The sequence below is a fragment of the Pseudoalteromonas sp. 2CM39R genome (assembly GCF_023161845.1).
Genome location: NZ_JALNTM010000003.1, coordinates 622,380 through 644,308 on the forward strand (window position 1 = coordinate 622,380; position 21,929 = coordinate 644,308).

Annotated in this window: 18 protein-coding genes; 10 read left to right on the forward strand and 8 right to left on the reverse strand. The window is 39.7% G+C overall.

The window, feature by feature from the left end; translation table 11 throughout:
- The first annotated feature begins 81 nt into the window (after positions 1-81).
- The 4 genes from MTF66_RS10035 to MTF66_RS10050 are packed head-to-tail and all read left to right on the forward strand — an operon-like array spanning position 82 to position 5,890.
- On the forward strand, positions 82-1,650 hold the full coding sequence (locus tag MTF66_RS10035; protein WP_248527137.1) for an NADH-quinone oxidoreductase subunit L: 1,569 nt from the start codon (positions 82-84) through the stop codon (positions 1,648-1,650).
- Complete coding sequence (locus MTF66_RS10040; protein WP_248527139.1) at positions 1,647-4,073, forward strand: YbcC family protein; 2,427 nt, start codon at positions 1,647-1,649, stop codon at positions 4,071-4,073. Before MTF66_RS10035 ends, MTF66_RS10040 begins: the two co-directional genes overlap by 4 nt.
- Positions 4,074-4,076: 3 nt before the next feature.
- A complete protein-coding gene (locus MTF66_RS10045; RefSeq protein WP_248527140.1) occupies positions 4,077-4,874 on the forward strand; it encodes a DUF6671 family protein in 798 nt (265 codons plus the stop codon).
- Positions 4,875-4,882: 8 nt separating this feature from the next.
- The gene (locus tag MTF66_RS10050; protein ID WP_248527141.1) at positions 4,883-5,890 is read left to right on the forward strand and encodes an L-threonylcarbamoyladenylate synthase; all 1,008 of its coding nucleotides are present in this window, start codon (positions 4,883-4,885) and stop codon (positions 5,888-5,890) included.
- A gap of 2 nt (positions 5,891-5,892) precedes the next feature.
- Here MTF66_RS10050 and MTF66_RS10055 read toward each other — a convergent pair whose 3' ends face one another.
- Positions 5,893-8,070: an EAL domain-containing protein gene (locus MTF66_RS10055; RefSeq protein ID WP_248527143.1), complete on the reverse strand. Its 2,178-nt coding sequence runs from the start codon at positions 8,068-8,070 to the stop codon at positions 5,893-5,895.
- Between the two features lie 508 nt (positions 8,071-8,578).
- Between MTF66_RS10055 and MTF66_RS10060 the strand changes: the two genes are divergently transcribed.
- Entirely contained in the window at positions 8,579-9,064 is a 486-nt protein-coding gene (locus MTF66_RS10060; RefSeq protein WP_008114385.1) for a hypothetical protein, read from the forward strand.
- Between the two features lie 36 nt (positions 9,065-9,100).
- Here the strand turns inward: MTF66_RS10060 and MTF66_RS10065 are convergent, their stop codons facing one another.
- Positions 9,101-10,306, reverse strand: a complete 1,206-nt coding sequence (locus MTF66_RS10065; protein ID WP_138621663.1) for an anhydro-N-acetylmuramic acid kinase — start codon at positions 10,304-10,306, stop codon at positions 9,101-9,103.
- 152 nt (positions 10,307-10,458) lie between these two features.
- Between MTF66_RS10065 and MTF66_RS10070 the strand changes: the two genes are divergently transcribed.
- The 3 genes from MTF66_RS10070 (at position 10,459) to MTF66_RS10080 (ending at position 12,820) form a co-directional block, all read left to right on the forward strand.
- A complete protein-coding gene (locus MTF66_RS10070) occupies positions 10,459-10,965 on the forward strand; it encodes a GNAT family N-acetyltransferase (RefSeq protein WP_055011550.1) in 507 nt (168 codons plus the stop codon).
- Positions 10,966-11,125: 160 nt separating this feature from the next.
- Entirely contained in the window at positions 11,126-12,154 is a 1,029-nt protein-coding gene (locus MTF66_RS10075; RefSeq protein ID WP_138621661.1) for an NADP-dependent oxidoreductase, read from the forward strand.
- 48 nt (positions 12,155-12,202) lie between these two features.
- The gene (locus MTF66_RS10080; protein ID WP_138605766.1) at positions 12,203-12,820 is read left to right on the forward strand and encodes a glutathione S-transferase family protein; all 618 of its coding nucleotides are present in this window, start codon (positions 12,203-12,205) and stop codon (positions 12,818-12,820) included.
- A 49-nt stretch (positions 12,821-12,869) separates the two neighbouring features.
- On the opposite strand, the gene MTF66_RS10085 is transcribed toward MTF66_RS10080, so the two are convergent.
- The 4 genes from MTF66_RS10085 to MTF66_RS10100 form a co-directional block, all read right to left on the reverse strand.
- The gene (locus MTF66_RS10085) at positions 12,870-14,405 is read right to left on the reverse strand and encodes an HD domain-containing phosphohydrolase (RefSeq protein WP_010389475.1); all 1,536 of its coding nucleotides are present in this window, start codon (positions 14,403-14,405) and stop codon (positions 12,870-12,872) included.
- Between the two features lie 19 nt (positions 14,406-14,424).
- Positions 14,425-16,539 (reverse strand): ATP-binding protein, encoded by a 2,115-nt coding sequence (locus tag MTF66_RS10090; protein WP_248527144.1) that lies wholly within the window; start codon positions 16,537-16,539, stop codon positions 14,425-14,427.
- 203 nt (positions 16,540-16,742) lie between these two features.
- A complete protein-coding gene (locus MTF66_RS10095) occupies positions 16,743-17,411 on the reverse strand; it encodes a response regulator (RefSeq protein ID WP_138621659.1) in 669 nt (222 codons plus the stop codon).
- Positions 17,404-18,729, reverse strand: a complete 1,326-nt coding sequence (locus tag MTF66_RS10100) for a DUF4118 domain-containing protein (protein WP_138621657.1) — start codon at positions 18,727-18,729, stop codon at positions 17,404-17,406. The genes MTF66_RS10095 and MTF66_RS10100 overlap by 8 nt, the downstream gene beginning before the upstream one ends.
- Positions 18,730-19,010: 281 nt before the next feature.
- On the opposite strand from MTF66_RS10100, the gene MTF66_RS10105 reads away from it, so the two are divergent.
- Together MTF66_RS10105 and MTF66_RS10110 are read left to right on the forward strand one after the other, a co-directional pair.
- A complete protein-coding gene (locus MTF66_RS10105; protein ID WP_054201435.1) occupies positions 19,011-19,664 on the forward strand; it encodes a TrkA family potassium uptake protein in 654 nt (217 codons plus the stop codon).
- Positions 19,665-19,666: 2 nt separating this feature from the next.
- The gene (locus tag MTF66_RS10110) at positions 19,667-21,031 is read left to right on the forward strand and encodes a TrkH family potassium uptake protein (protein WP_138621655.1); all 1,365 of its coding nucleotides are present in this window, start codon (positions 19,667-19,669) and stop codon (positions 21,029-21,031) included.
- Positions 21,032-21,062: 31 nt separating this feature from the next.
- Here the strand turns inward: MTF66_RS10110 and MTF66_RS10115 are convergent, their stop codons facing one another.
- Entirely contained in the window at positions 21,063-21,365 is a 303-nt protein-coding gene (locus tag MTF66_RS10115) for a YkgJ family cysteine cluster protein (protein WP_171043253.1), read from the reverse strand.
- A gap of 154 nt (positions 21,366-21,519) precedes the next feature.
- Positions 21,520-21,927, reverse strand: a complete 408-nt coding sequence (locus MTF66_RS10120) for a substrate-binding domain-containing protein (protein WP_075170061.1) — start codon at positions 21,925-21,927, stop codon at positions 21,520-21,522.
- Positions 21,928-21,929: the final 2 nt, after the last annotated feature.

Sequence of the window (21,929 nt, forward strand, 5' to 3'; positions counted from 1 at the left end):
TAGAACGTTTACATACATTATATCTATTTTTATTTAGTTATCTAGTTTGCCATACTTTGCTCACTAAATAAGGAGCACTGAATGAGTGAGTATATTATTTCGTTGTTACTGCTAATAATGCCTTTGAGCACATTTATAGCAGCCTGGTTAATTGGCCAACAATCGCGCGCTTCAAATGGTCATGTGCTGTTTAAAGTAATGGTGTTTAATAGCATTGCATTTATAACAGCTATTACGCTTCATCAAATTTATGCTTTTGATTTACTCAGTTTCTTATCGCTGACCATGACCCGAATTATTATGCTGGGGCTTATATTATTTATCACGCTGATATTAATTCGCTTTTGTAAGCACTATATGCAAGGTGAGCCACGTGTAAACTACTTTTGGCGATGGCTATTACTTACCATCACTGCCGTATTAGTTGTGGTTATGAGCAACCACTTAGCGCTATTTTGGCTAGGCTGGGTGGCGATAAGTTTAGCACTACATAAACTATTAATGTTTTACCCTGAGCGCCCTCGAGCGGTGCTCGCCGCCCATAAAAAATTTATTGTGGCACGTGTTGCCGAATCCTTATTACTGATTGCATTTGGTATTTTGTGGTTCATTCACAATAGTCTGTACATAACTGATATAACCGCCTTTTATAACACCACCACGCTACCACTGTCTTTTGCAGAGCAAGTCGCTGCTTTTTTAATTGCCTTTGCGGCTTTAATAAAATGCGCTCAACTCCCAATACACGGCTGGCTAATTAAAGTGGTTGAAGTACCCACACCGGTGAGCGCTTTATTACATGCCGGAGTCATTAATTTAGGAGGCTTTTTATTAATTTTATTTGCGCCTTTGTTTATTCAAGCTAGCGCAGCACAATGGTTAATTTTAATTGTTGCTGGTTTAACTACAGTGATCAGCGCATTAATAATGACCACTCGAATAAGCGTTAAAGTTCGGCTTGCTTGGTCTACCAGTGCGCAAATGGGCTTAATGCTGGTAGAGTGTGCGCTGGGGTTATTTGAACTGGCTCTGCTTCACCTTGTTACCCATTCGACTTATAAAGCTTTCGCATTTTTAAACTCAGGTAATGGCGTAAATGAAGATCTTATCCGCCGCCATATTCCAAAACAATCACCCACATGCTTTGCTTGGTTAACAGGTGCGTTAATTTCAATAATAATAGTTGGCGCAGCATGGGTTATTAGCTCTTATCAGGGAGCGGTAAGTATTTGGCTGCTTTTAGCATCAGCATTAACCATTTTGCTTGCTAATCAGCATGGTACGGCTACGGCAAAAACACGTAGTAAAAAACTGTTAATTGCACTATTAGTGGTCTTTAGCTATGTGGCAGCTAAAAATATCTTTGCGTTTGCACTTCCCCTTGAGCAGTGGCGCGAACCTGCATTTAGCTTAGCCGACAGTTGGGTAATAGCCCTTATTTTAACCTTAATGATAGCAAGCTACTGTTTGCGCTATCAATCTTGGCGCCCTCAGGTTAAATCACTGTCTACTTTATTATTTGCAGGCTTGTATTTAGATGAGTGGTTTACACGACTAACACTAAAAATATGGCCGATAAATTTGCCTAATAATGGCCACACTGATTTAAAAAATCATGCCGCTGGGATCACTATTGAGGAATCAAAATGAGCAGCCTAACGCCTTCAAATAACACTGCACTCTCGCTAAGTGACAGTCAAAACAACCTACTTAATAAAGTATGCGGTTACATAGCACCAAACTGGCCGCTAGATCAGATGATTGCAGTAAACCCATTTTGGGAAATGCGCCATATGCCAATTGAAGATGTAAGCGCACGACTGGATACCTTATGTAATGCCAACATGCTGATGTCTAAGGATTTTTATCTACAAAAATATAATGCTGGCATGATTACCGACAAACACTTAGCCGATGCCGCAACGCTACTTAATAGTGACTTTAATAAAGAGCAACTATTACAAGCGCTTAGAGTTGATGTGCCATTAGTAGACTGGCACAACATTGCTGATTTACTCGACCAGCAACGTAATAAGCATAAAATGGCTTGGCATGATGAAATTACTCATCAGTTGAGTCAGTTTTGTGCTGCACATTATCAACAACTCGGTCCTATGCTGCATCGTAATGACACTAAAGCTCCATCTGAATTATATCGCCATTGGCTAACTGTTATTCAAGCGGATAAAGGCATTAGCATTGTTATGGATGAACGGCATTTAAATGGCTATTTTAAGCAATTACCCACATCCGCAGATGAACTGATTGCACTGACCCTTAAAACGCTTAATATAAACAATGATTCGTTAGAGTTATACGCTCACTCATTGCTTTTAGATATTAACGGTTGGGCATCGTGGCTTGCGTATTTACGTTTTCAAGGTCAGCTTTACGACACGCCAACAGATGAGATGAAGCAACTTCTGGCCATGCGCATGGCATGGGACTTAGTGATTTGGCAGTACCTAGCCAATCACGATAGTACTACATTTAAACAACTGCAAAGTCAGTGGCAACAAGAAAAAGCGCTTGTCGTTGAGCGCTTACATGCACATAAACTAGCACAAAAACCATTATGGGTGTGGGCAAAAGCGCTAGAACTAAGTTTTCAATATCCACTTAATGATGCGCTGCAAACCGCGACTAAAGCCCCGATGAAAAACGCTCAATTACAAGCGGTGTTTTGTATTGATGTTCGCTCGGAAGTGATTCGCCGTGCGCTAGAGTCTCAAAGTCAACATATTGAAACGTTTGGCTTTGCCGGTTTTTTTGGTTTACCGCTGGAATATCAAGAAAATGGCAGTGCTATTACTCGCCCACAGCTCCCTGGGCTACTTAAACCGGCTATACATGCCACGCAAACTCACAAAGACGCGACACTTGAAGCATCACGCCAAAATAGTGCCACATGGCAAAGCTGGTCAAAATCGGCCCCTTCATCGTTTTCTATGGTTGAGTCAGCAGGTTGGCTGTATGCATTTAAATTAATAAAAAATACCTTTTTATCTAAAGGCGATGCTAAAAAGTGCACCCCAACTGACTGGCAATTAACACAAAACCAGCAGCAACTGACCCTAAAAGACAAAACCGATTTAGCCCAAAAAGTGCTTACTACTTTAGGTATAAAAGCGTTGGCACCACAGGTAATGTTAGTGGGTCATGCTAGCCATACAACCAATAACTTACACAGCGCAGGCCTAGATTGCGGCGCCTGTGGCGGACAAAGTGGTGAAGTAAATGTACGAGTACTCGCAAGCCTACTTAACGATGATCAAGTACGTCAAGCGCTTAAAACTCGGGGACTCACACTGTCAGAAAACACCCAGTTTATTGCAGCCATTCATAATACAACCACAGATGTGATAACCACCTATGATGCTCAACTGGATGATAATCTAAAAAAATGGCTCAGTGTGGCAACACAAACAGCTCAGCGCGAACGCTTAGTTAATATAGAGCCAAAGCTGATTGATAAATCAGCGGATGAAATTAATCACGCTTATCATCAACGCGCCCGCGATTGGTCGCAGGTGCGCCCTGAATGGGGACTTGCAAATAATGCCGCCTTTATTGTCGCGCCGCGCGCATGGACGCGAAATATTAACTTACAGGGACGCTGTTTTTTACACGATTATGAGTGGGAAAGCGATGGCGACTTTGCGATATTAGAGCTTATTATGACTGCGCCTATGATAGTCACCCATTGGATCAATAGCCAATATAATGCCTCGGTTAACGATAATCACAAATACGGCAGTGGTAATAAAATACTTCACAATGCGGTGGGCGGTAATATTGGCTTATTTGAAGGTAACGGTGGCGACCTGCGCATAGGCTTAGCCATGCAATCGCTACACAATGGCGATAAATGGATGCACGAACCTATTCGCCTTAATGTATATATTGCTGCGCCACGATCAGCAATCGCAGCAATTTATAACAAGCATACGATGGTGAAGGAGCTAATTGATAACCATTGGCTAACACTCATTCGTTGGGGCGATGACAATACGCTAGAGCGCTTTGAAAATGGACACTTCACTGCAATTGCTCTCTCTACAGAGCGAGTATAATTTATGTTAAAAGCCGTCATTGCCACTAAACATAAAAAGGCACCTTTGATCGCTCCTGCATTAGAACCACTTGGCTATAATGTGGTAACAACCAGTCTATTTGATACCGATACGCTTGGGATGTTTACTAATGAGGTGCAGCGTGATTGCAGTGCCCAAACAGCGGCACTAATAAAAGCTCAACGCGCATGTGAACTCACTGGCGAGCAATGTGGGCTTGGTAGTGAAGGCAGCTTTGGAGGTGGGCCATACCCTGGGTTAATGAACTGGGATGAAGAAGTAATTTGTTTTTACGATAAGCGCACTAATACTGCTATTTATGGACACGCTGGCGGGCCATTTTCACCCAGCAGCTTAGCCATTAACAGCGAGACTAATGTTGAATCGATCACGGCTGCATGCCAGCGCTATAAAAAGCAACACTGGATACTTGATGACACTCAAACACTTAATAAAGGGCTAAGCTTTGAAAGCTTGGTTGCTTTATTTACAGAAAAAGCGCCCAAAGCCGGCATAATCACGCCGGATTTAAGAGCTATGTATAGTGGGCAACGCCAAGCTATTATTCGCCTCGCTGCCGAGGACTTAGCAAGGCGGTTGGCATCAAAATGCCCACAATGCCAATGTGCTAACTTTGTTGCAAAACAGCTCACTAAAGGCTTGCCCTGTGAGCTGTGTAACATGCCCACACAACAAGTAAAATCAACAACCTCTTTGTGTGATAGCTTCGGCTATAACCATATTGAAGCGAATGAAAAACACGTTGCCGATGCAACATATTGCCAGTTTTGTAATCCTTAAGAGTTATTATGACATCAATACAACCGACTCAATTATTAAATACTGAAGAGCGTATTAACCAAGCCGTTGCATTATTAAAAGCTGGCGAATGCGTCGCTTTACCCACAGAAACCGTTTATGGCTTAGCCGCAGATGCGACTAATAGTGATGCTGTAGCGAAGATATTTGCAGCGAAAGGACGTCCAACAAATCACCCGCTAATTGTGCATATTCCCAATCAGTCCCATCTACACAATTGGGCAAAAAATGTAAATAAAGCGGCCATCACGCTTGCTGATGCATTTTGGCCTGGCCCACTCACCCTAATTTTAAATGCTAAAGATAATTTAAACAGCCCGGTAACCGGTGGTTTGCCAACCATTGGACTTCGCGTGCCTGCGCATCCTGAGTTTTTAGCGGTACTCAAACAATTAAACACCGGACTCGCAGCTCCCTCGGCTAATCGCTATAAGCAATTGAGCCCAATCAGTGCAGCTCATGTAATACGCGATTTGAATGGTCGAATTAGTGCGGTATTACAAGGAGGTGAATGTAATGTAGGTATTGAATCGACCATTGTAGATGCAAGCTCAGAGCAGTTACGCATATTACGCCCAGGGCCAATTTCAGCAGCTGATATTCTGCAAAAAACCGGACTGCATGTCAGCACACCACATTCACATAACGAAGTGGTACCGGGTAATGTAAAAGCGCATTATCAGCCTCATGCACCAGCCATGTTGGCTAATACTGAAGATTTCGCTAAAATTTTAAGTGAAAGATCTCAGGGTAAAAGTCACTATTTAATCTATTCGACTCAAGTGCAACAGCAATTATTAGCGAGCGACATTCCATCCGAACGTATTACTAAGCTAAGTAGTTGCCCTATTGAATACGCTAAAAATATGTATAAAGCACTGCATCTTATTGATGAGAAAACACCATTGAATATTTATATCGAAAAACCGCCAGTAGGCAGTGAGTGGGCTGCAGTGAATGACCGACTTAGTCGTGGCACCACAGTATTTGTAGGATAAAGTTAATTAACCGTTAGGTATTCAATAACAGTGGCTGCTGCCACTGGTTTATAAAAGTAATACCCCTGAAAGCGTTTACAGCCAATATCCACTAACATATCAAACTGTGCCTGTTCTTCCACGCCTTCAGCTATAACACTTAAGTTATGGCTGTTGGCAATGGCGATAATACTTTGCACCATACTGTTAGACTTAGGGTCTATTAAAATATCATCTACAAAGCTTTTATCTATTTTCAGTTCATCTATGGGTAAGCGCCTTAATAAACTCAGTGATGAATAACCTGTACCAAAATCATCCATCGAGAAGCGTATCCCTCTAGATTTTAAGCTATTTATCGTATCAATCACATGCTCAAGGTTATCCATAAACAGTGACTCTGTAATTTCTAAGATTATACTTTGCGGGGCAACATTATGGGTTTCTATGCTTTGCAATAATGTTGTAATGAAAGCACTGCTTTGAAATTGCATCACTGAAATGTTGATTGCTAATTCAAGAGGGGTATCGCTGTGTTGTTGCATCTTTGCAAATTCACTAATAGAACGCGCTAAAACAAAGTCACCTATTTTAAATATTAAATCACTTTGTTCTGCAATAGCAATAAACTCGGCAGGTGAAACCATACCCAACTCACCATCATGCCAACGAATAAGTGCTTCCATAGCATGGATTTTTCCCTGTTCATTCACTTGGCACTGATAGACCATAGAGAATGATTGTTCACTTAGCGCTACATTTAATCGCTCTTCTACTTTTAAACGGCGCAAATAAGCTTGTTTTATATCTGCATGGTAATGGCACAGCCATTGCCCTGTATCTTTTGCCCATTGATTAGCCAAATGCGCACTGCGGACCAGCTTACTTTTGGTTATGCCATGCTCTGGGTAGTTGGCCACACCGACACTCATATTTAAAGGACGTTCGGTATTTTTGGTTTCATATTGTTCAATAGAAGATGCTAATATTTGTTCAAAAGCGTGCCTATTTTGCTCATCCGATAAATGCGGTGTAATAATGCAAAACTCATTACCACTGTTTCTAAAAACTAGGTATGGAACTGCGAATGTAGCTTGCAACATTGCGGCATAGGCTTTAATTGCCTTATCGCCATACTCCATACCAAAGCGATTATTCATTGAGCGTAAATTGGTAATGTTTATGATTGCTAGACTAAAAGATGTCTCTTTTTTTGCTTCAAAGCTATCACGCAGTGCTTTTCGATTGGGTAACTTTGTTAAATCGTCGTTCCGAGAAAGGTAAAACAGTTCATCAACTCGTTTTTGCTCAGCACGAGCAATAAACCTAAAACCAAAATATAACACCGTACAAATCAGTAAGTAGATTAAAAAGTACCAGCATACCTTCCAATAAAAGACGTTTTTTATTGGCTGCATTGCCCGATTTGAGAGTGTCCATAATTGATAGCGATTATCAAATTTTGCAGATGTTAAATAAGGCTTACCACCTACATGTGTATCAATACTAAACACCTCTTCTGAGGATTTAAATATTTCTTTATCCTTGCCTGTTTGCTTTATCAAAGCATTATCAGATAACCCTAATGCCTGCTTAATTTTGGTTTTTGTATAGCTAGCTATATCTGCATCTTTTACGGAACTGTATTGAATAAAACCATCAATTTCTCTTGCTAGCATTATGTAATCGTCACTATTACTTTGCAAAATATTGAGGTATTTAGCGCCTCTTGATACCGCCATCCCTGCAGTCATTACAGCAATCACAGTGCCACTTTTGTCTCGTAATGACTTCCTTATTGGAATAACCCATTCTTGTAACGATAGATTAAAATAAGTTTGCCCTAACACCATTTTGTCTGAGCTAAGGGTTTGTGAAAAACTTTGGCGGGTTTTTTCATTTTCTTTCAGATTAATCATTGTTGAGGCATTTAAATTTGAGCTGTAGTAAATAATTTCCCCTTGGGGATTAAACAGTCCAAAGCCTAATAACACGGGGTTTTCTAGTAAAATATTGTCGAGAAGTTTAATTGTTGATGTTTTTTCGGTTAAGTTATTGTTTGAAAGGATGTCTCTGCCAATTAGATCCAGCATAAGCTCTTTATTTCTGAGGGTGCTTTTAAGTGCTTGCGCAGAAAATTCGACACGGTTTTGGGAGCTTGTGCGGTATTCTTTTTCGATATTTCGCCATTCATAAGCCAACAAAACGCTTAATAGGACTAGACCGCCCAATAGCAAAAAACAAAAGAGTTTCCATAAATTATTTTTTATTAGTGCCATCTAATTTCTCACAACCCGTTTGGTAGTGTGTTATGTATTTGGGCCCTTAAATGCACTTTATGGCTAGCTTGGTTTTTTTTCAAGCTATTTTATTGCAAAGTTGAGAAAAACACATAAAAAAACCCCCATTATTTAACATTAAAAATAAAATAAATTAACAATAACGTTGGTAAGTGTTTTATTTTATTGTTAAGACAAGGCTCGTATACATTTGAACCCGGTAAACTGTATTTACGTTTATCGCAGAGGTTATTGAGCGACTATTATAGTTTATTTATTAAATATAATATTGATTTAAAACAATAGCTTTAGTTATAAACTGCAAGTCAAATTAACCCTTGCATCAAGCGCTTTAGTTTAGTCATAATTTTGCAATAATCATCAGCGATAATAGCTGCATTATTAGTCAACAAAGCTTTATAAGACCCTCATGAGCGAATCTATGGTGCAATTAACCTTTGCACTACCGTCATTTGAAGATCCAATGTCTGCGGCATTAAGTCACAGCATGGAATTTGAAACGCTGTCATTGCATGCTAATAGCCAGCATCAAATTGCTTTGCAATGCGTTTTGCCTGAAGCGGCCCATGAAGGTGATATTATTTCGCTGAGTGCAACTTTACCAAATGCACGAGCAGCTCAGTACTACACAGAAAAAAAGCTCAATCAATTTGATTTAGAACAGGGACGGGTCACGCTTAGGTTGAACCAAATAGCGCATAGTCGTGGTTTTGTAATGCAAATGATTTTGCACGGTAAACACGGCACGTTAAAGAATAGTTTGCAGTTCGATATGCATATTAACCAATTTGGTAGTGGATATACTATACCAGTAACTTCGATTACCCCACCAAAGCCGCACCGCGTTCGTCAGTACCTCGCCAGTATGGGAACAGCTTTAATCTCACTTTTTTAGCTCTTGTTATAAATTTTACCATTAAGCTTTAATTAGTTAATCAGCAAAGCTCACTTTACCCATAGTAATATCTAAAATTCCACCTCTTTTATTTTTAGCACTTTGTCGCTGCCCTGCTAAACATTCGTTTGCCAAAATAGCAAACAGCACCGCCTCTTTGGCATCAGGGTGAACACCTAAATCATCAGTATTCTTAAACGCCTTAATATTTGGGCAGTGTATTAGTAATTGCTCCATCAATAATGGATTATGAATACCTCCACCACTGGCATATACCACACAGTTTTGAACCCCTTTAGCACAGTCATTTAACGCCCTAGCAATTGTAGTCGCAGAGAGCGTATTTAAAGTCGCCAACACATCTTCATGGCTTAAATCTTGGGTTGCGGTTTGGGCTTGGGCTGCGCGTAATAAGGCTAAATTAAACACCTCTGGCCCTGTTGTTTTTGGTAGTGGTAATTTAAAAAACGCGTTATCACTGAGTGCTTTAAGCAGCTTTACATTCACCTTGCCCGCTTTGGCAAGCTTTGCGCCCTCATCATAATGCATTCCTTTAAAGTAATACTGTACGTAGGCATCCATAATGGTGTTACCTGGGCCTATGTCACTACTAAACACGCTACTAGCATCACCGCTTTTAGGTAAAAACGTTAAATTAGCAATGCCACCCATGTTTAATAAAATGCGGTTTTCATCAGGGCTCGCAAAAAATAAATAATCGCCATACACGGCCAGCGGCGCACCTTCTCCACCAGCGGCAATATGCTTTTGCCTAAAATCGCCAACAGTGGTAATGCCTGTAGTAACGGCTATTTGGTCACTATCACCTATTTGTAAGGTGCCATGCTTAAAGTCATGATGGTTATGCTGCGACTGCGGACAGTGATAAATAGTTTGCCCGTGGCTTGCTATGGCATCAATACTCGCAGGATCAATACCCCATGCAATTAAACACTGATTAACCATAGCACCATGGAGTTTCCCCACCCAAGGGTGTAACAAAGTCAGCACTTCTAAATCGCATTCGCGCTTGGCAAATACCTGCTTTATTTTAGTTTTATACTCGTCGCTGTATTCAACCGTAGTAAAATTTTTAACCTCTATTTGTGTATGCAAACCTGCACCGGTTATTTTACATAGCGCCACATCTAAACCATCTAAAGAGGTGCCACTCATTAAACCAATAATTAAACGACTGGGCTTTTTAGCGCTATTATAAAGGGCTTCGATATGAGGATGCATAGAGACTCTGTCTGGGTGTTTTTTTACATTTTAAAAGAGTTTTAAGCAAAGTTATACCTGTATACACTTTAATTTTAATGAATTGTTTTTCATTGTTTAAGCGTTTAAAGCTTGCTAAGTTATTGGCTGATAATAACAAACTCATTTGTAGCATGATCACTTTACGAGCATTTAAACAACACGATACCTGCCAAATAGTCACCATTTTGAACGATCAACAAGTAGCTCGCTATTTGTCCTCTAAAATTCCATTTCCTTATACTCAAGCAGATGCAAACTGGTGGGTAAACGAAGGAGCAAAATGTGGCATCATTAAAGCTATTGAAGTTGATGGCCTATGTGTTGGTTGTATTGGTGTTATCCCTGGTGAGTTTGAGTATAGCCGCAGTGGCGAAATAGGTTATTGGCTTAGTCAGCAATATTGGGGGCAAGGTATTATTACCCAAGCCATAGAGTTGATTACTAAAGAAGTGTTTGAAAGTACTAACTTAAACCGTATTCATGCGGCTGTATTTGCTGGTAATGTTGGCTCAATGAGCGCGTTGCTTAAAAATGGCTTTAATAACGAAGCTATTTTAAAGAAAGCAATTTATAAAAATGGTCACTATTTAGATAGCCATGTATTTAGTGTGCTAAAACAGAGTAATTGTTCTAATTAAATTCTTTCGACGGTTGAATTAACCACCTCTCGCCCAAAGCTCGTGTATCAAGGTACAAATCTTTTCTACCTATCCGCGCATTATTGTTGAGCAATGTATAGTTTTAAAGCTTAAACATTCGGTATATAGGTCGTTTTTTCACTCTATCATGGAGATTTTTATGTCCACAACCAGTCGTCAATTTACTTTAGCATCGCGCCCACATGGCGCTCCTACCAATGAAAATTTTGAACTTAAAAACGTAGAGTTACCATCATTAAAAGATGGTGAAGTATTGCTGCGTACTATTTATTTATCACTAGACCCTTATATGCGTGGCCGCATGAGCGATGCTAAATCGTATGCCGACCCTGTAGAAATTGGTGATGTAATGGTTGGTGCAACGGTTTGCCAAGTCGAATCATCTAAAAATGATAAGTTTAGCGAAGGCGAATGGGTATTAGCATATACAGGCTGGCAAACTTACGCTATCTCAAATGGCGAGGGCTTAATGTCATTAGGTAAAGAGCCAACAAATCCGTCATACGCACTTGGTATTATGGGTATGCCTGGGTTTACCGCCTACATGGGATTACTAGATATTGGCGCACCTAAAGCGGGTGAAACCGTTGTTGTTGCAGCAGCTACAGGCCCAGTAGGCGCAACGGTTGGTCAAATAGCTAAAATTAAAGGCTGTAAAGTAGTAGGCGTTGCCGGAGGCAGCGAAAAATGTGCACATGCTGTTGAAAATCTAGGCTTTGATGCATGTATTGACCATAAAGCGGATGACTTTGCCGAGCAGTTAGAAAAAGCATGTGAGCAAGGCATTGATGTTTATTATGAAAATGTGGGCGGAAAAGTGTTTGATGCCGTATTACCTTTGCTTAATACCTCAGCACGCGTGCCTATCTGTGGTTTGGTATCGCAATATAATGCCACCAGCTTGCCTGAAGGCCCAGATAGATTAGGTATGCTAATGGGACAATTGTTAACTAAGCGTATTAAAATGCAGGGCTTTATAATTTTTGATGACTATGGCGATCGTTATGACGAATTTGCACAAGACATGCAAAAGTGGCTACAAGACGGAAAAGTTCAATACCGCGAACATCTTGTAGATGGTTTCGAAAAAACCATCGGCGCATTTAACGACATGATCAGCGGGAAGAACTTTGGTAAAACCGTAGTAAAGATTAACAGCCCACTATAATAACATTCAGGCTGTGTTGTAATTCAACACAGCTCAATAAGGAAGAAAATGATTAAACTACACCATTTAAATAAATCTCGCTCTAAACGTATTATTTGGTTATTAGAAGAGCTTGAGGTTGATTACGAAATTGTTGCCTACCAGCGCAATACTGAAACTTTTTTAGCCCCTGATGAGCTTAAAAATGTGCATCCACTGGGTAAATCGCCAGTTATAGAAGATGATGGCTTAGTGATCGCCGAGTCTGGCGCCATCACAGATTACCTGATCACTAAATATGGCAAAGGTAAGTTTGCACCAGCCACAGGTACTGCAGAATTTGTAGACTATCAACAATGGCTTCACTTTGCAGAAAGCTCTGCAATTTTACCTCTTCTGCTAAAAATGTTTGTCCAGAAAGATGGTGCTAAAACGCAATTTTTAGAGGGCTATGCCGATGCTGAAACCGCTAAAGTAATTAGCTACTTTAACAGCCGCCTTGAAGGCAAACGTTATTTAGTGGGCGATACTCTCACTGGTGCCGATTTTATGATGTCGTTTATTGTTGAAATCGTTAAAAACGCTGGCCAACTAGGGCACTTTAAAAACCTAGTTAAATACGATGAGCAATTACAATCTCACGAAAAGTTTCATACTGCCAACGAGCTTGAAGCTAAATACGATTAATTTTATGTTCGCTTTGATTGTGGCTAACGCAATCAGAGCGACAACCTCGTTACTCAGGCCTGTCTAAATAAATTTGTTTAAACGCATTAAAATTCAATTCAAATAATTCAACCAACGTCGGATCGAAATGATTACCTGCGCCTTTAATTATTTCCGCCTTTGCTTCATCCATGCTCCAAGGCTCTTTGTAACAACGACGACAACATAACGCATCAAATACATCAGCAATCGCAGTAATTCGCCCCTCTAAACTGATCTCTTGCTGTTTTTTTGCGTGTGGATAACCAGCTCCATCCCAACGTTCGTGATGATCAATTGCAATGTTAGCAGCCATATCAATTACAGGATTAGCTGTTCCTTTGAGGATTTCCCAGCCTTTTGTGGTGTGCTGTTTCATAATTTCCCATTCATCAGCATCCAATTTAGCTGGCTTATTTAAAATTAAATCTGGAACTCCCACCTTTCCTACATCGTGTAACTGTGCTGCTAAACTAATTTTATCGCAGTATGATTGATTTTGATTATTTAGCTGCGCTAATAGTTTTGCATATAAACCAACCCTGATTACATGTGAGCCGGTTTCTTTGGAGCGTGACTCCATCGCTCCTCCCATTAGTGAAATAGCCAGTTGCTGGGTTTCTTCAATTGAATTAGCTAATAAGAGGCTTTCAAAGGTCAGTACTACATTACCCAAAAATAAATCTACTAGCTGTTGAGCTTCTTTTTTTACCGGCTGCAGCGACTGAAACGCTAAGATGGAATCTAAACCTTTTTGCGAATGATGAAAATAAACATAATGATCTTCTGCTATAAAATTCTGCTTAGTTTGCTTTGCCCTTAAAAAATACTCTTGATGTTTTTGTGGAATACTGTCAATTCCATTGCCCGTGAATAAATGTATGCCAGAAAGCTCTCCCTCAATCATCTGCAGCTTTTCATCTAACTGGCAAATACCAAAGACCTTAGGCGCATCAATATACAAATTGGCGGAGCTCATATTCAGTACTAGTTTTAGCTCTTCCATTACAACAGAGGTAAACTCAACCAAGTCACCAATTTGGGTAATAGTAGAAATTGCTATTATTAGCCTTTTTAAGTTGTGCCGATGGTTTTGTAGCATACAAATATCGCGATAGGCGCGCAAAGAGGTATAAAAAATCAATTCAAGATCTTGGCTTTGCAGTTGGCTCTTCGCTTTATAACCATCAATATCATAATCGCGAATAACACTGCGCTCTGGCGCAACCCCTGGCTGACCTGTGCGTAAAATAATTCGGCTATATACATTTTGTAAGTCTTGGCGAACAAATCTTGCAAAATCTAATCCTGCATGCTCAGTTTCCATTACTACATCTAATAAAATTAATGCATAGCGCTCTGAGCTTTGTAGTTTCTCTCTGGCCTCTGCCGCACTGTAGACACTATGTAATTCAATAGGTCGTTGCTCAAATTCAAAGCGCTTCATTGCAAGTTGAGTTACTTGATGTACAGATTCATCATCATCAACCACTAAGATTTTCCATGGTTCAACATGCTTGCTGTCGACCGCTTGTTTTACAACTTCATCATCTTGTAACCAATCCATAAACACACTCTACTAGTTATTAATTCGGTAGCGTTAAGGGGAATTGAATAAAAAAATAAACTCCCGTTGATTGTTTTTCCTTTATAAAAATTTGCCCCTTTAAGCGATGTACAACAAGGTTGTACACAATGTTCATTCCTAAACCACTGCCACCACCTGCTCTATTTGTGGTGTAAAAAGGATCAAATACTTTTTTTTCTGCCTCTTCAGTCATGCCTCTTCCGTTATCTTGATAATGAATGCAAACAGAATCTGAGTAGTCTATATGAACACTTATTTGCCCTTTTTGGCTGCCATTTTTAAAACCATGAATAATTGAATTCATTACTAAATTAGTGAAGATTTGTGCTAAAGCACCAGGATCAGAATACACTTCAGGCTCAGGCTCTTTCGCACTAATAGTAATGTCAACGGGTGTTGCTTTGAGGGTATGGTAAAGGCTTTTTTGCACCTCATTTAAATAACTACTTATATATAAATTACGTAATTCTTCGGTTGTTTGATCAACCGCAACACGTTTAAAACTGCTTATTAAACCTGCGGCGCGCTGCATATTTTTTAGTAAAATGTCACAACTTAAATCAACTTCACTAATAAACTCACTAAACTGCGTTTTACTCAAGGAGCCAGAAGCCACCTTGTTTTTAGTTTCAATCAGCATTTCTCTTAAATGCGACGTCGCAGTTACGCAAACACCTAGCGGCGTATTCACCTCATGGGCTACACCACTAACTAAACTTCCAAGTGACGACATTTTTTCTGCTTCAACAAGCTCTTGCTGAGTCCGACGAAGCTCTATGGTTTGCTCAACTAGAGCCTGCTCTGCCTCGTGGCGTTTACTCGACATTAAATTAATAGAATCACTTAAACGATCATAAGGACCGCGCTTTGAAACTGTTTTAGAAAAATCACCTGCTGCAATCGCAGAGCAAACCTGATCAATATCTTTACTGGCTTTAATTAAACGCTCAAAACTTCTAAACATAGTGCCAAGCTCATCATTTTGAGTCATATATTTTTGAACATGAATGGATAAATCGCCATTAGCTAACTGTTCAACAGATTTAATAGCAATATTAATACGCTTAGTTGTTCGGTTAATAAAATACCAAAAGAGTAAAAAAACCAGTAATACACTTGCAAAAGCCGCTGCCAGTAATGGTTTAAATTGCGCTTGAATAGGCCCAATAATATCGGCTTCAGAGCGGCGCACTATCACTGTCCAATTACCAGTGGCAACCTTGGCTTTATCAAAATAGAAAACCCCGGAATCAAAAGGATCGTTCGCAGATAGTATCTCTCTTTCTTGCCCCTGTAACTTTAGCTGTTTGGCTATACTTGCGTAATCTGTATCTAAAATGGCCTTCGTTTTTAATCCTGAATGATTTAATGTCGTTGCAATCACGTTGTCGCGCTGACTGAGTAACAAAACATCTATTTTTAATTGCTGCTTTATGGTTTGCAAGAATTCAGTGATGTCAGCGAGCGCTCTATCTACGCTTGCCATACCGACAAATTTATCATTAATGATAATGGGCGAACTTTGTTCAACCAGCATTCTTCCCTCGTAAACATAGGGCTCAGTGATCATCGTCTCTGTATTGCCATCACGTAAAAACTGTTGGCGTACTCCCTCATAATAAAGACTAGATTCCATGTCCACCAAGGGCTCAAGTAACAAGCGTTCAGAATCATTAAAGTCACGGTGCCAATAAGGTAAAAAACGACCGGTTTGATTTACATAAACTCCTTCTTTTAATGACGGAGCATTAATATAGGCTTGATCTTGATTATCGGCATTAGGCTCATAACCAAAAGAAGCCCCCACGAATGAAGGATTCATTTTAAGCACTGCACGAACAAAATTAATACTTGCCTCTCTATCACCAAACAACCCATTTTGCTGTGCTAAGGCCATAATTTCGGTAGTGCGTACTGCCAATTGCGTCTCTTCATTTACTTTTGCAGAAATAGTATCGGCGGTCTGACTCAAGTTAAGCTTTGCTTGCATAACAGCCTGATTAAGGCTGGTTGAATACCAGTAACTCAAAATACCCGCGATGATGAGCATAACGGGCAATGCCAAATACAGCAGCATTTTTCCTTGCAAAGAATGTATGAGTGTTAGTCGCATAATTTTAGGCTTAAACAAGCAAGCCAATGTCCTGAGGATTTGAAGTAGTAAGCTTAAAAATTAGACTATAAAAACTTTCTAGGCAAATGAATTGTGTAGAAATAAATGTGAAAGCAGGGTATTAAAATACCAGCTGCCTAGTAGATAAGATTGTTAAATAGGGTATGGTTTAAAGACAAAAACACTCTGCAAAACTTTTATTTTTAATCGGCCAATCGATAACCCACAGCTGGTTCAGTTAAGATATATTTTGGACTAGCGGGGTTAGCCTCTAATTTTTGTCTGAGCTGTGCCACATGGACTCGTACGTATTCAGGACGGTCTATGTACTGCGCTCCCCAAATATGGCTTAAGATTGCATTATGGGTAAGTACTGTATTTTTATTTTGAAACAGTAATAATAATATTGCGTACTCTTTTTTAGTGAGTTTTATCTCATTTCCAGAAGAGGTTACTCTGTGCTTTTGTGGATCTATTTTTATATTCCCGCAGGTAAATGCCACACTCGGCTGGCTCTGGTTACGTAATAAAACCCGAATCCGGGCTAGCAACTCATTGGCGCTAAACGGTTTGGTAATATAGTCATTTGCCCCATTATCAAGCGCAGTGACCTTTTCAACTTCGCCATCTCGAGCTGATAGCACTAAAACAGGTAAGGCACTCCATTGTCGAAACTCAATTAACCAGTCTTGACCATCCATATCTAGCAGGCCTAAGTCTAACAATACAAGATCGTAACTTTGCTCACTTAAACGTGCAAAACCATCTAACCCTTTATCACAAATACTTAGCTCGTAACCACTGGCTTGCAACAAGGTTTTTAAAAAGCTTTGTAGAGGGGGAGAATCTTCTAATATCAAGATTTTAGTCATTACTTTTTTCCCAGATTAACTTTGCGTGCGCCATATTTGCTTCGTTATTAATTGTTAATGTAAATGTGCCCTGGTGAAATTTAGCAACCACATCACAAATAATGCTGCCTAACCCAACGCCTTCATCGTTACTTGTTTGCCCTTTAATTACCAAGTTATTAGTTAGAAGTAACTGATAAACTACCTTTTGCTGATTAGTACTTTGCGTAAATTCAACGCTCACCTTTTTATCACCATAACGCCATGCATTTTCGAGCATATTAGCCAGCGCAATTTCTAACAAAGTCACATCCCCTTTGCATGTTGTCTGAGCGTCTATATTGGTATTTATGATAAAATCAGTGAGTTGCTGCTGTCTTCTAGCTTTAGCTTCACTAAGTAGTGCTTGTAAGTTTATTGTTTGCCAACTTAGATTTTCACCCATTTTATTAACTCGGCTTAACTCCATTACTTTATCAAAGTGCTCATTTAGTATTTTACTTTGCTCATAAATATTACTCGCTTGCTCTTTTATCACGCTGTCACTGAGGGTAATCTCATCATCTGCAAGCATGCTCGATGCGCCCATAATAGTCGCCAGTGGTGTGCGTAAATCGTGAGACAAACTGCGTAAAAGTGCATTTTTAGCGCGCTCTAATTCCGCTTGCACCGAAATAGCAGCCGACTGTTGGCGTAATAACGTTTTTTCATGTACCTGATAAAGAAGCGAAATAGCGGTGTCCGCAAAGGATTTTTGCCCTTGCGTTAACCGTTTAGTAAAATTAAACCCGCCCCAGCTAGGGTTAACTTCACTAAGCAATATAAAATCACTATTGCCCTGCGATGCTGCAGGTGTAAATGTACAAGATGCGTTTAAATGCTTGCTGATCCGCTGCACAAAGTGCTTTTTTTGTTCATCCAGCGTATCTAGGCTGTTTAAGTCTTTGGCCAGTTCGTACAAGGTGCGACTATTACTTGCATGTAATTGCACATCCCTAACTTTAGTACTGAGCTCCCCTGCCAATTGGCTGATCACAAAACCAACAATCAGCATAACCATAAAGGTTACTAAATATTCTATGTTTTCAATATGAAAAGTAAAATTAGGGGCAACAAAAAACCAATCTGTACACGCCACACTCACTAAGGTGGTCAGTATGGCAAGACGACGATTACTGCGCACAGCAACCCAAGTCACCCACAATAACTGAAGCATCACGATATCGGTGGTAGTAAACCAATTACGTACAGGGTAAATGGCAATAACCACAATTAATGGCATTATTACTGCCAAAAACAATGCGTTATACCAACGTGGTTTAGCCTCTGCCTGATTCATTAATTATTCCTCTAACATTTGAGAACCTAGATTACTGCCTTTTCGATATTGCCTCTATAAAGTTTTTATAAAGTTTTTTATCTGATTCGTTAAATCTTTATAAAGCTTTTAACGCCTACCTACATTGTTACTTTAATAACTCATATTCTAACTTCAGCAGAAGGAGTAATACGTATGTTGGGTTGGATAAAAATAGTGATGCTCACAGCCTATGTATTAACTGTTTATTGACCAGATGAACTTTACCACTTCTCTCTTTTAACTTTAATTTAGGTATCAACATGGCACATTTTACAGTGATCGGATTGGGTCGATTTGGCATTGCAGCAAGCCTTGAGTTAATTCATTTAGGGCATACAGTCACTGGGGTTGATAGTAACCCTAAACTAGCTGAAAAATATGTTGAGCATTTATCAGAAACCGTTGTTTGCGACTCCACTGATGAAGCCGCACTTAAAGAGCTTGATTTAGCGAGCAGTCAGGCCGTTTTAGTGGCAATAGGAGAAGACATGCAATCGAGCATTCTGTGCACCCTTGCATTAAAAAACCTAGCTGTTAAGCAAATATGGGTAAAAGCGAGCACTAAAGCCCATCACACAATTATTTCTAAATTAGGTGTAACACGCATTATTCATCCTGAAGAAGAAATGGGCGTGCGAGTTGCACAAGCGCTTAATTACCCTGTAGTGAACGACTATATTTCCCTAGGCAATGGCATATACGTTGTTGAAGTAAGTATAAAAGCGCACTTACATAAAACAAAACTAGGGCATTTACTAAAAGAAATGAAACGCACTGTAGACCCATTATTGGTTAAGCGCGCCAAGCAAACGTTTGCCAAACTTGATGATGACTTTGAGTTACTTACCTACGACACCTTACTGTTATCAGGTAGCCGAGTCGAATTAAACTATCTAGCTCCAAGGCTTTTATAATCATGGTTTTATGGCATCCCCTCAAAACGCCTATTGAGCGAAAAGTCAGTGGGCATAAAAAACTCAATGCGGCTCCACCGCTTGTTCTCTGCTGTAGTTTTTTAATATTAATAACGCTAGGGGCGTTGGCGTTAAAACTACCTTTTGCAACCTATGGGCCTATTTCATGGATACAAAGTGCGTTTACAGCAACCTCTGCGGTGACTGTAACTGGATTAGTTGTAGTCGATACTGGTTCAGTGTTTACTCCTTTTGGACAAGGCGTTATTGCGCTATTAATTCAACTAGGTGGTCTGGGTTTAATGACCTTTGCGGTTGTAACTTTAATGGCACTGGGTAATAAAGTTGGCTTTATTCAAAAAACAGTGACTAAAGCTGCTTTTAATCAAACAGATACATCTACTTTGGTAAATACCGCTAAGTCTGTTTTGCTGTTTGCGCTAATCGTTGAATCTGTAGGCATTATTATTTTAACGCTGTATTGGCTACCCGAAATGGGCTTACAAAAAAGCTTTTTTCATGCACTTTTTTATACTATTAGCGCTTTTAACAATGCAGGGTTTGCATTAAGTCCTAACAGCTTAATACAGTATGTAGAAGACCCCGTTGTAAATTTAACAATTACCTGTTTGTTTATTATTGGTGGCCTTGGCTTTACCGTATTAACAGATTTATATAAGTCAAAGCGTTGGGCTAAGCTCAGTCCCTACAGTAAATTAATGCTGATCAGCACTGTTATTATTAACGTTATTGCATTGTTGCTTATTTACGCAATTGAATACGATAATCCAAAAACACTGCAGCCGTTATCTGAAGTAGGTAAATGGCTAGCAGCTTGGTTTCAAGCCGTTACTCCCCGTACTGCGGGGTTTAATACCATTGCTATTGAAGAATTAAAAAATGCCAGTACCGCTTTAACTATGATGCTTATGTTTATCGGTGGCGGCTCTTTGAGTACAGCAAGTGGCATAAAGGTCGTTACATTTATCGTTTTAATACTAGCAACCTATAGCTACTTAAGACGTGACAAAGGCGTCACCGTGTTACGCCGAGAAATAGACAAAGATTCAGTGTATAAAGCATTAGCCTTAACCGTTATTTCAGCGGGAGTCACTTGGTTGGCTATTTTTACATTACTGGTCGTTGAAGATGCACCTTTTTTAGATGTTGCTTTTGAAGCGGTATCGGCACTGGGTACTGTAGGGCTTTCACGCGGTTTAACGTCATCGTTATCACCGCTGGGGGAGTTTATCATTATGTTTTTAATGTTTATGGGCAGAATAGGCCCGCTCACTCTCGCCTACTTTTTAGCAAGTCCACGCACTAAAAAACTAAGATACCCAAGCGCGCAACTCTCTATTGGTTAACAACACTAACGCGGGTAAATCAGCCCGCATTTTAAATACCCGCGTATTCACGTTCGGTAATACACTCATCAGACGCCATTTCGAATTCTCGACACGTTAATGGGCGATTTTCGTAAATAGTACACATTAACGTATTTCTATCGAGTGCTTGGCACCAACCATCGTCGCCGCGCTTCATTACTTCGCTGCCCCATTTATCGTAATCAATATACTGAAAAGGGACACCGGTATCACTAACAATACGCACTTCTAATTGGCAACAACACGCTTGGCAATTAGCACAAGTGACGGCGGTTGTATCGATATTTTCAACAGCAATGATTGAGTTTGACATACAGACTTTTGATAAATGGTATACAACCTATAGGATACACGAGCGAGGCAGCGGTGACAGTAAAATAACTGTCAGATTTTAAATATCGTCATAATGTAATTAACCAATTACTAAAAAAGCGTGCTGGTTAATCAGCACGCTTATTAGTTGTAGATTAAAAAGTGAAAACCACTTTAACGTTATCCGATACTGCTGATGAAGAAACAAAGCCAATGGTGTCAGGGTTCGCTGCGACCATTTTGATTACTTCACTGTCATTTTCTAACTCTTTAGGCGGTGTGCCCTTTCCTGTAAAAATCAGTTTTGACCAATATGCTTTTAACTGAGAAGACGTTTTATTGAGTAATTTACTATTAAATTGCTCGGTTGCAGCACTGCTTGGTTCTTGAGATATTGGAATGATCTTATTGCCATTGCTAAATGACTTTTCTTTTCCTGTATAAATTCGACTAATAACAGACTCATCAAAACTACTTTCATTTGAAGGATGCACGATAATAGCAAATTCTGCATAGGCGAAGTTAGTAAACAAGAATATTACACATAATATTAATTTTTTCATTT

What these genes read in the sequence shown, in the direction of transcription:
- MTF66_RS10085 (WP_010389475.1), bottom strand. Translation starts at nt 14,405, where the DNA reads ATGGATTGGTTACAAGATGATGAAGTTGTAAAACAAGCGGTCGACAGC.
- MTF66_RS10080 (WP_138605766.1), top strand. Translation starts at nt 12,203, where the DNA reads ATGATTAAACTACACCATTTAAATAAATCTCGCTCTAAACGTATTATT.
- MTF66_RS10100 (WP_138621657.1), bottom strand. Translation starts at nt 18,729, where the DNA reads ATGAATCAGGCAGAGGCTAAACCACGTTGGTATAACGCATTGTTTTTG.
- MTF66_RS10105 (WP_054201435.1), top strand. Translation starts at nt 19,011, where the DNA reads ATGGCACATTTTACAGTGATCGGATTGGGTCGATTTGGCATTGCAGCA.
- MTF66_RS10035 (WP_248527137.1), top strand. Translation starts at nt 82, where the DNA reads ATGAGTGAGTATATTATTTCGTTGTTACTGCTAATAATGCCTTTGAGC.
- MTF66_RS10110 (WP_138621655.1), top strand. Translation starts at nt 19,667, where the DNA reads ATGGTTTTATGGCATCCCCTCAAAACGCCTATTGAGCGAAAAGTCAGT.
- MTF66_RS10045 (WP_248527140.1), top strand. Translation starts at nt 4,077, where the DNA reads ATGTTAAAAGCCGTCATTGCCACTAAACATAAAAAGGCACCTTTGATC.
- MTF66_RS10060 (WP_008114385.1), top strand. Translation starts at nt 8,579, where the DNA reads ATGAGCGAATCTATGGTGCAATTAACCTTTGCACTACCGTCATTTGAA.
- MTF66_RS10115 (WP_171043253.1), bottom strand. Translation starts at nt 21,365, where the DNA reads ATGTCAAACTCAATCATTGCTGTTGAAAATATCGATACAACCGCCGTC.
- MTF66_RS10090 (WP_248527144.1), bottom strand. Translation starts at nt 16,539, where the DNA reads ATGCGACTAACACTCATACATTCTTTGCAAGGAAAAATGCTGCTGTAT.
- MTF66_RS10040 (WP_248527139.1), top strand. Translation starts at nt 1,647, where the DNA reads ATGAGCAGCCTAACGCCTTCAAATAACACTGCACTCTCGCTAAGTGAC.
- MTF66_RS10065 (WP_138621663.1), bottom strand. Translation starts at nt 10,306, where the DNA reads ATGCATCCTCATATCGAAGCCCTTTATAATAGCGCTAAAAAGCCCAGT.
- MTF66_RS10095 (WP_138621659.1), bottom strand. Translation starts at nt 17,411, where the DNA reads ATGACTAAAATCTTGATATTAGAAGATTCTCCCCCTCTACAAAGCTTT.
- MTF66_RS10070 (WP_055011550.1), top strand. Translation starts at nt 10,459, where the DNA reads ATGATCACTTTACGAGCATTTAAACAACACGATACCTGCCAAATAGTC.
- MTF66_RS10075 (WP_138621661.1), top strand. Translation starts at nt 11,126, where the DNA reads ATGTCCACAACCAGTCGTCAATTTACTTTAGCATCGCGCCCACATGGC.
- MTF66_RS10050 (WP_248527141.1), top strand. Translation starts at nt 4,883, where the DNA reads ATGACATCAATACAACCGACTCAATTATTAAATACTGAAGAGCGTATT.
- MTF66_RS10120 (WP_075170061.1), bottom strand. Translation starts at nt 21,927, where the DNA reads ATGAAAAAATTAATATTATGTGTAATATTCTTGTTTACTAACTTCGCC.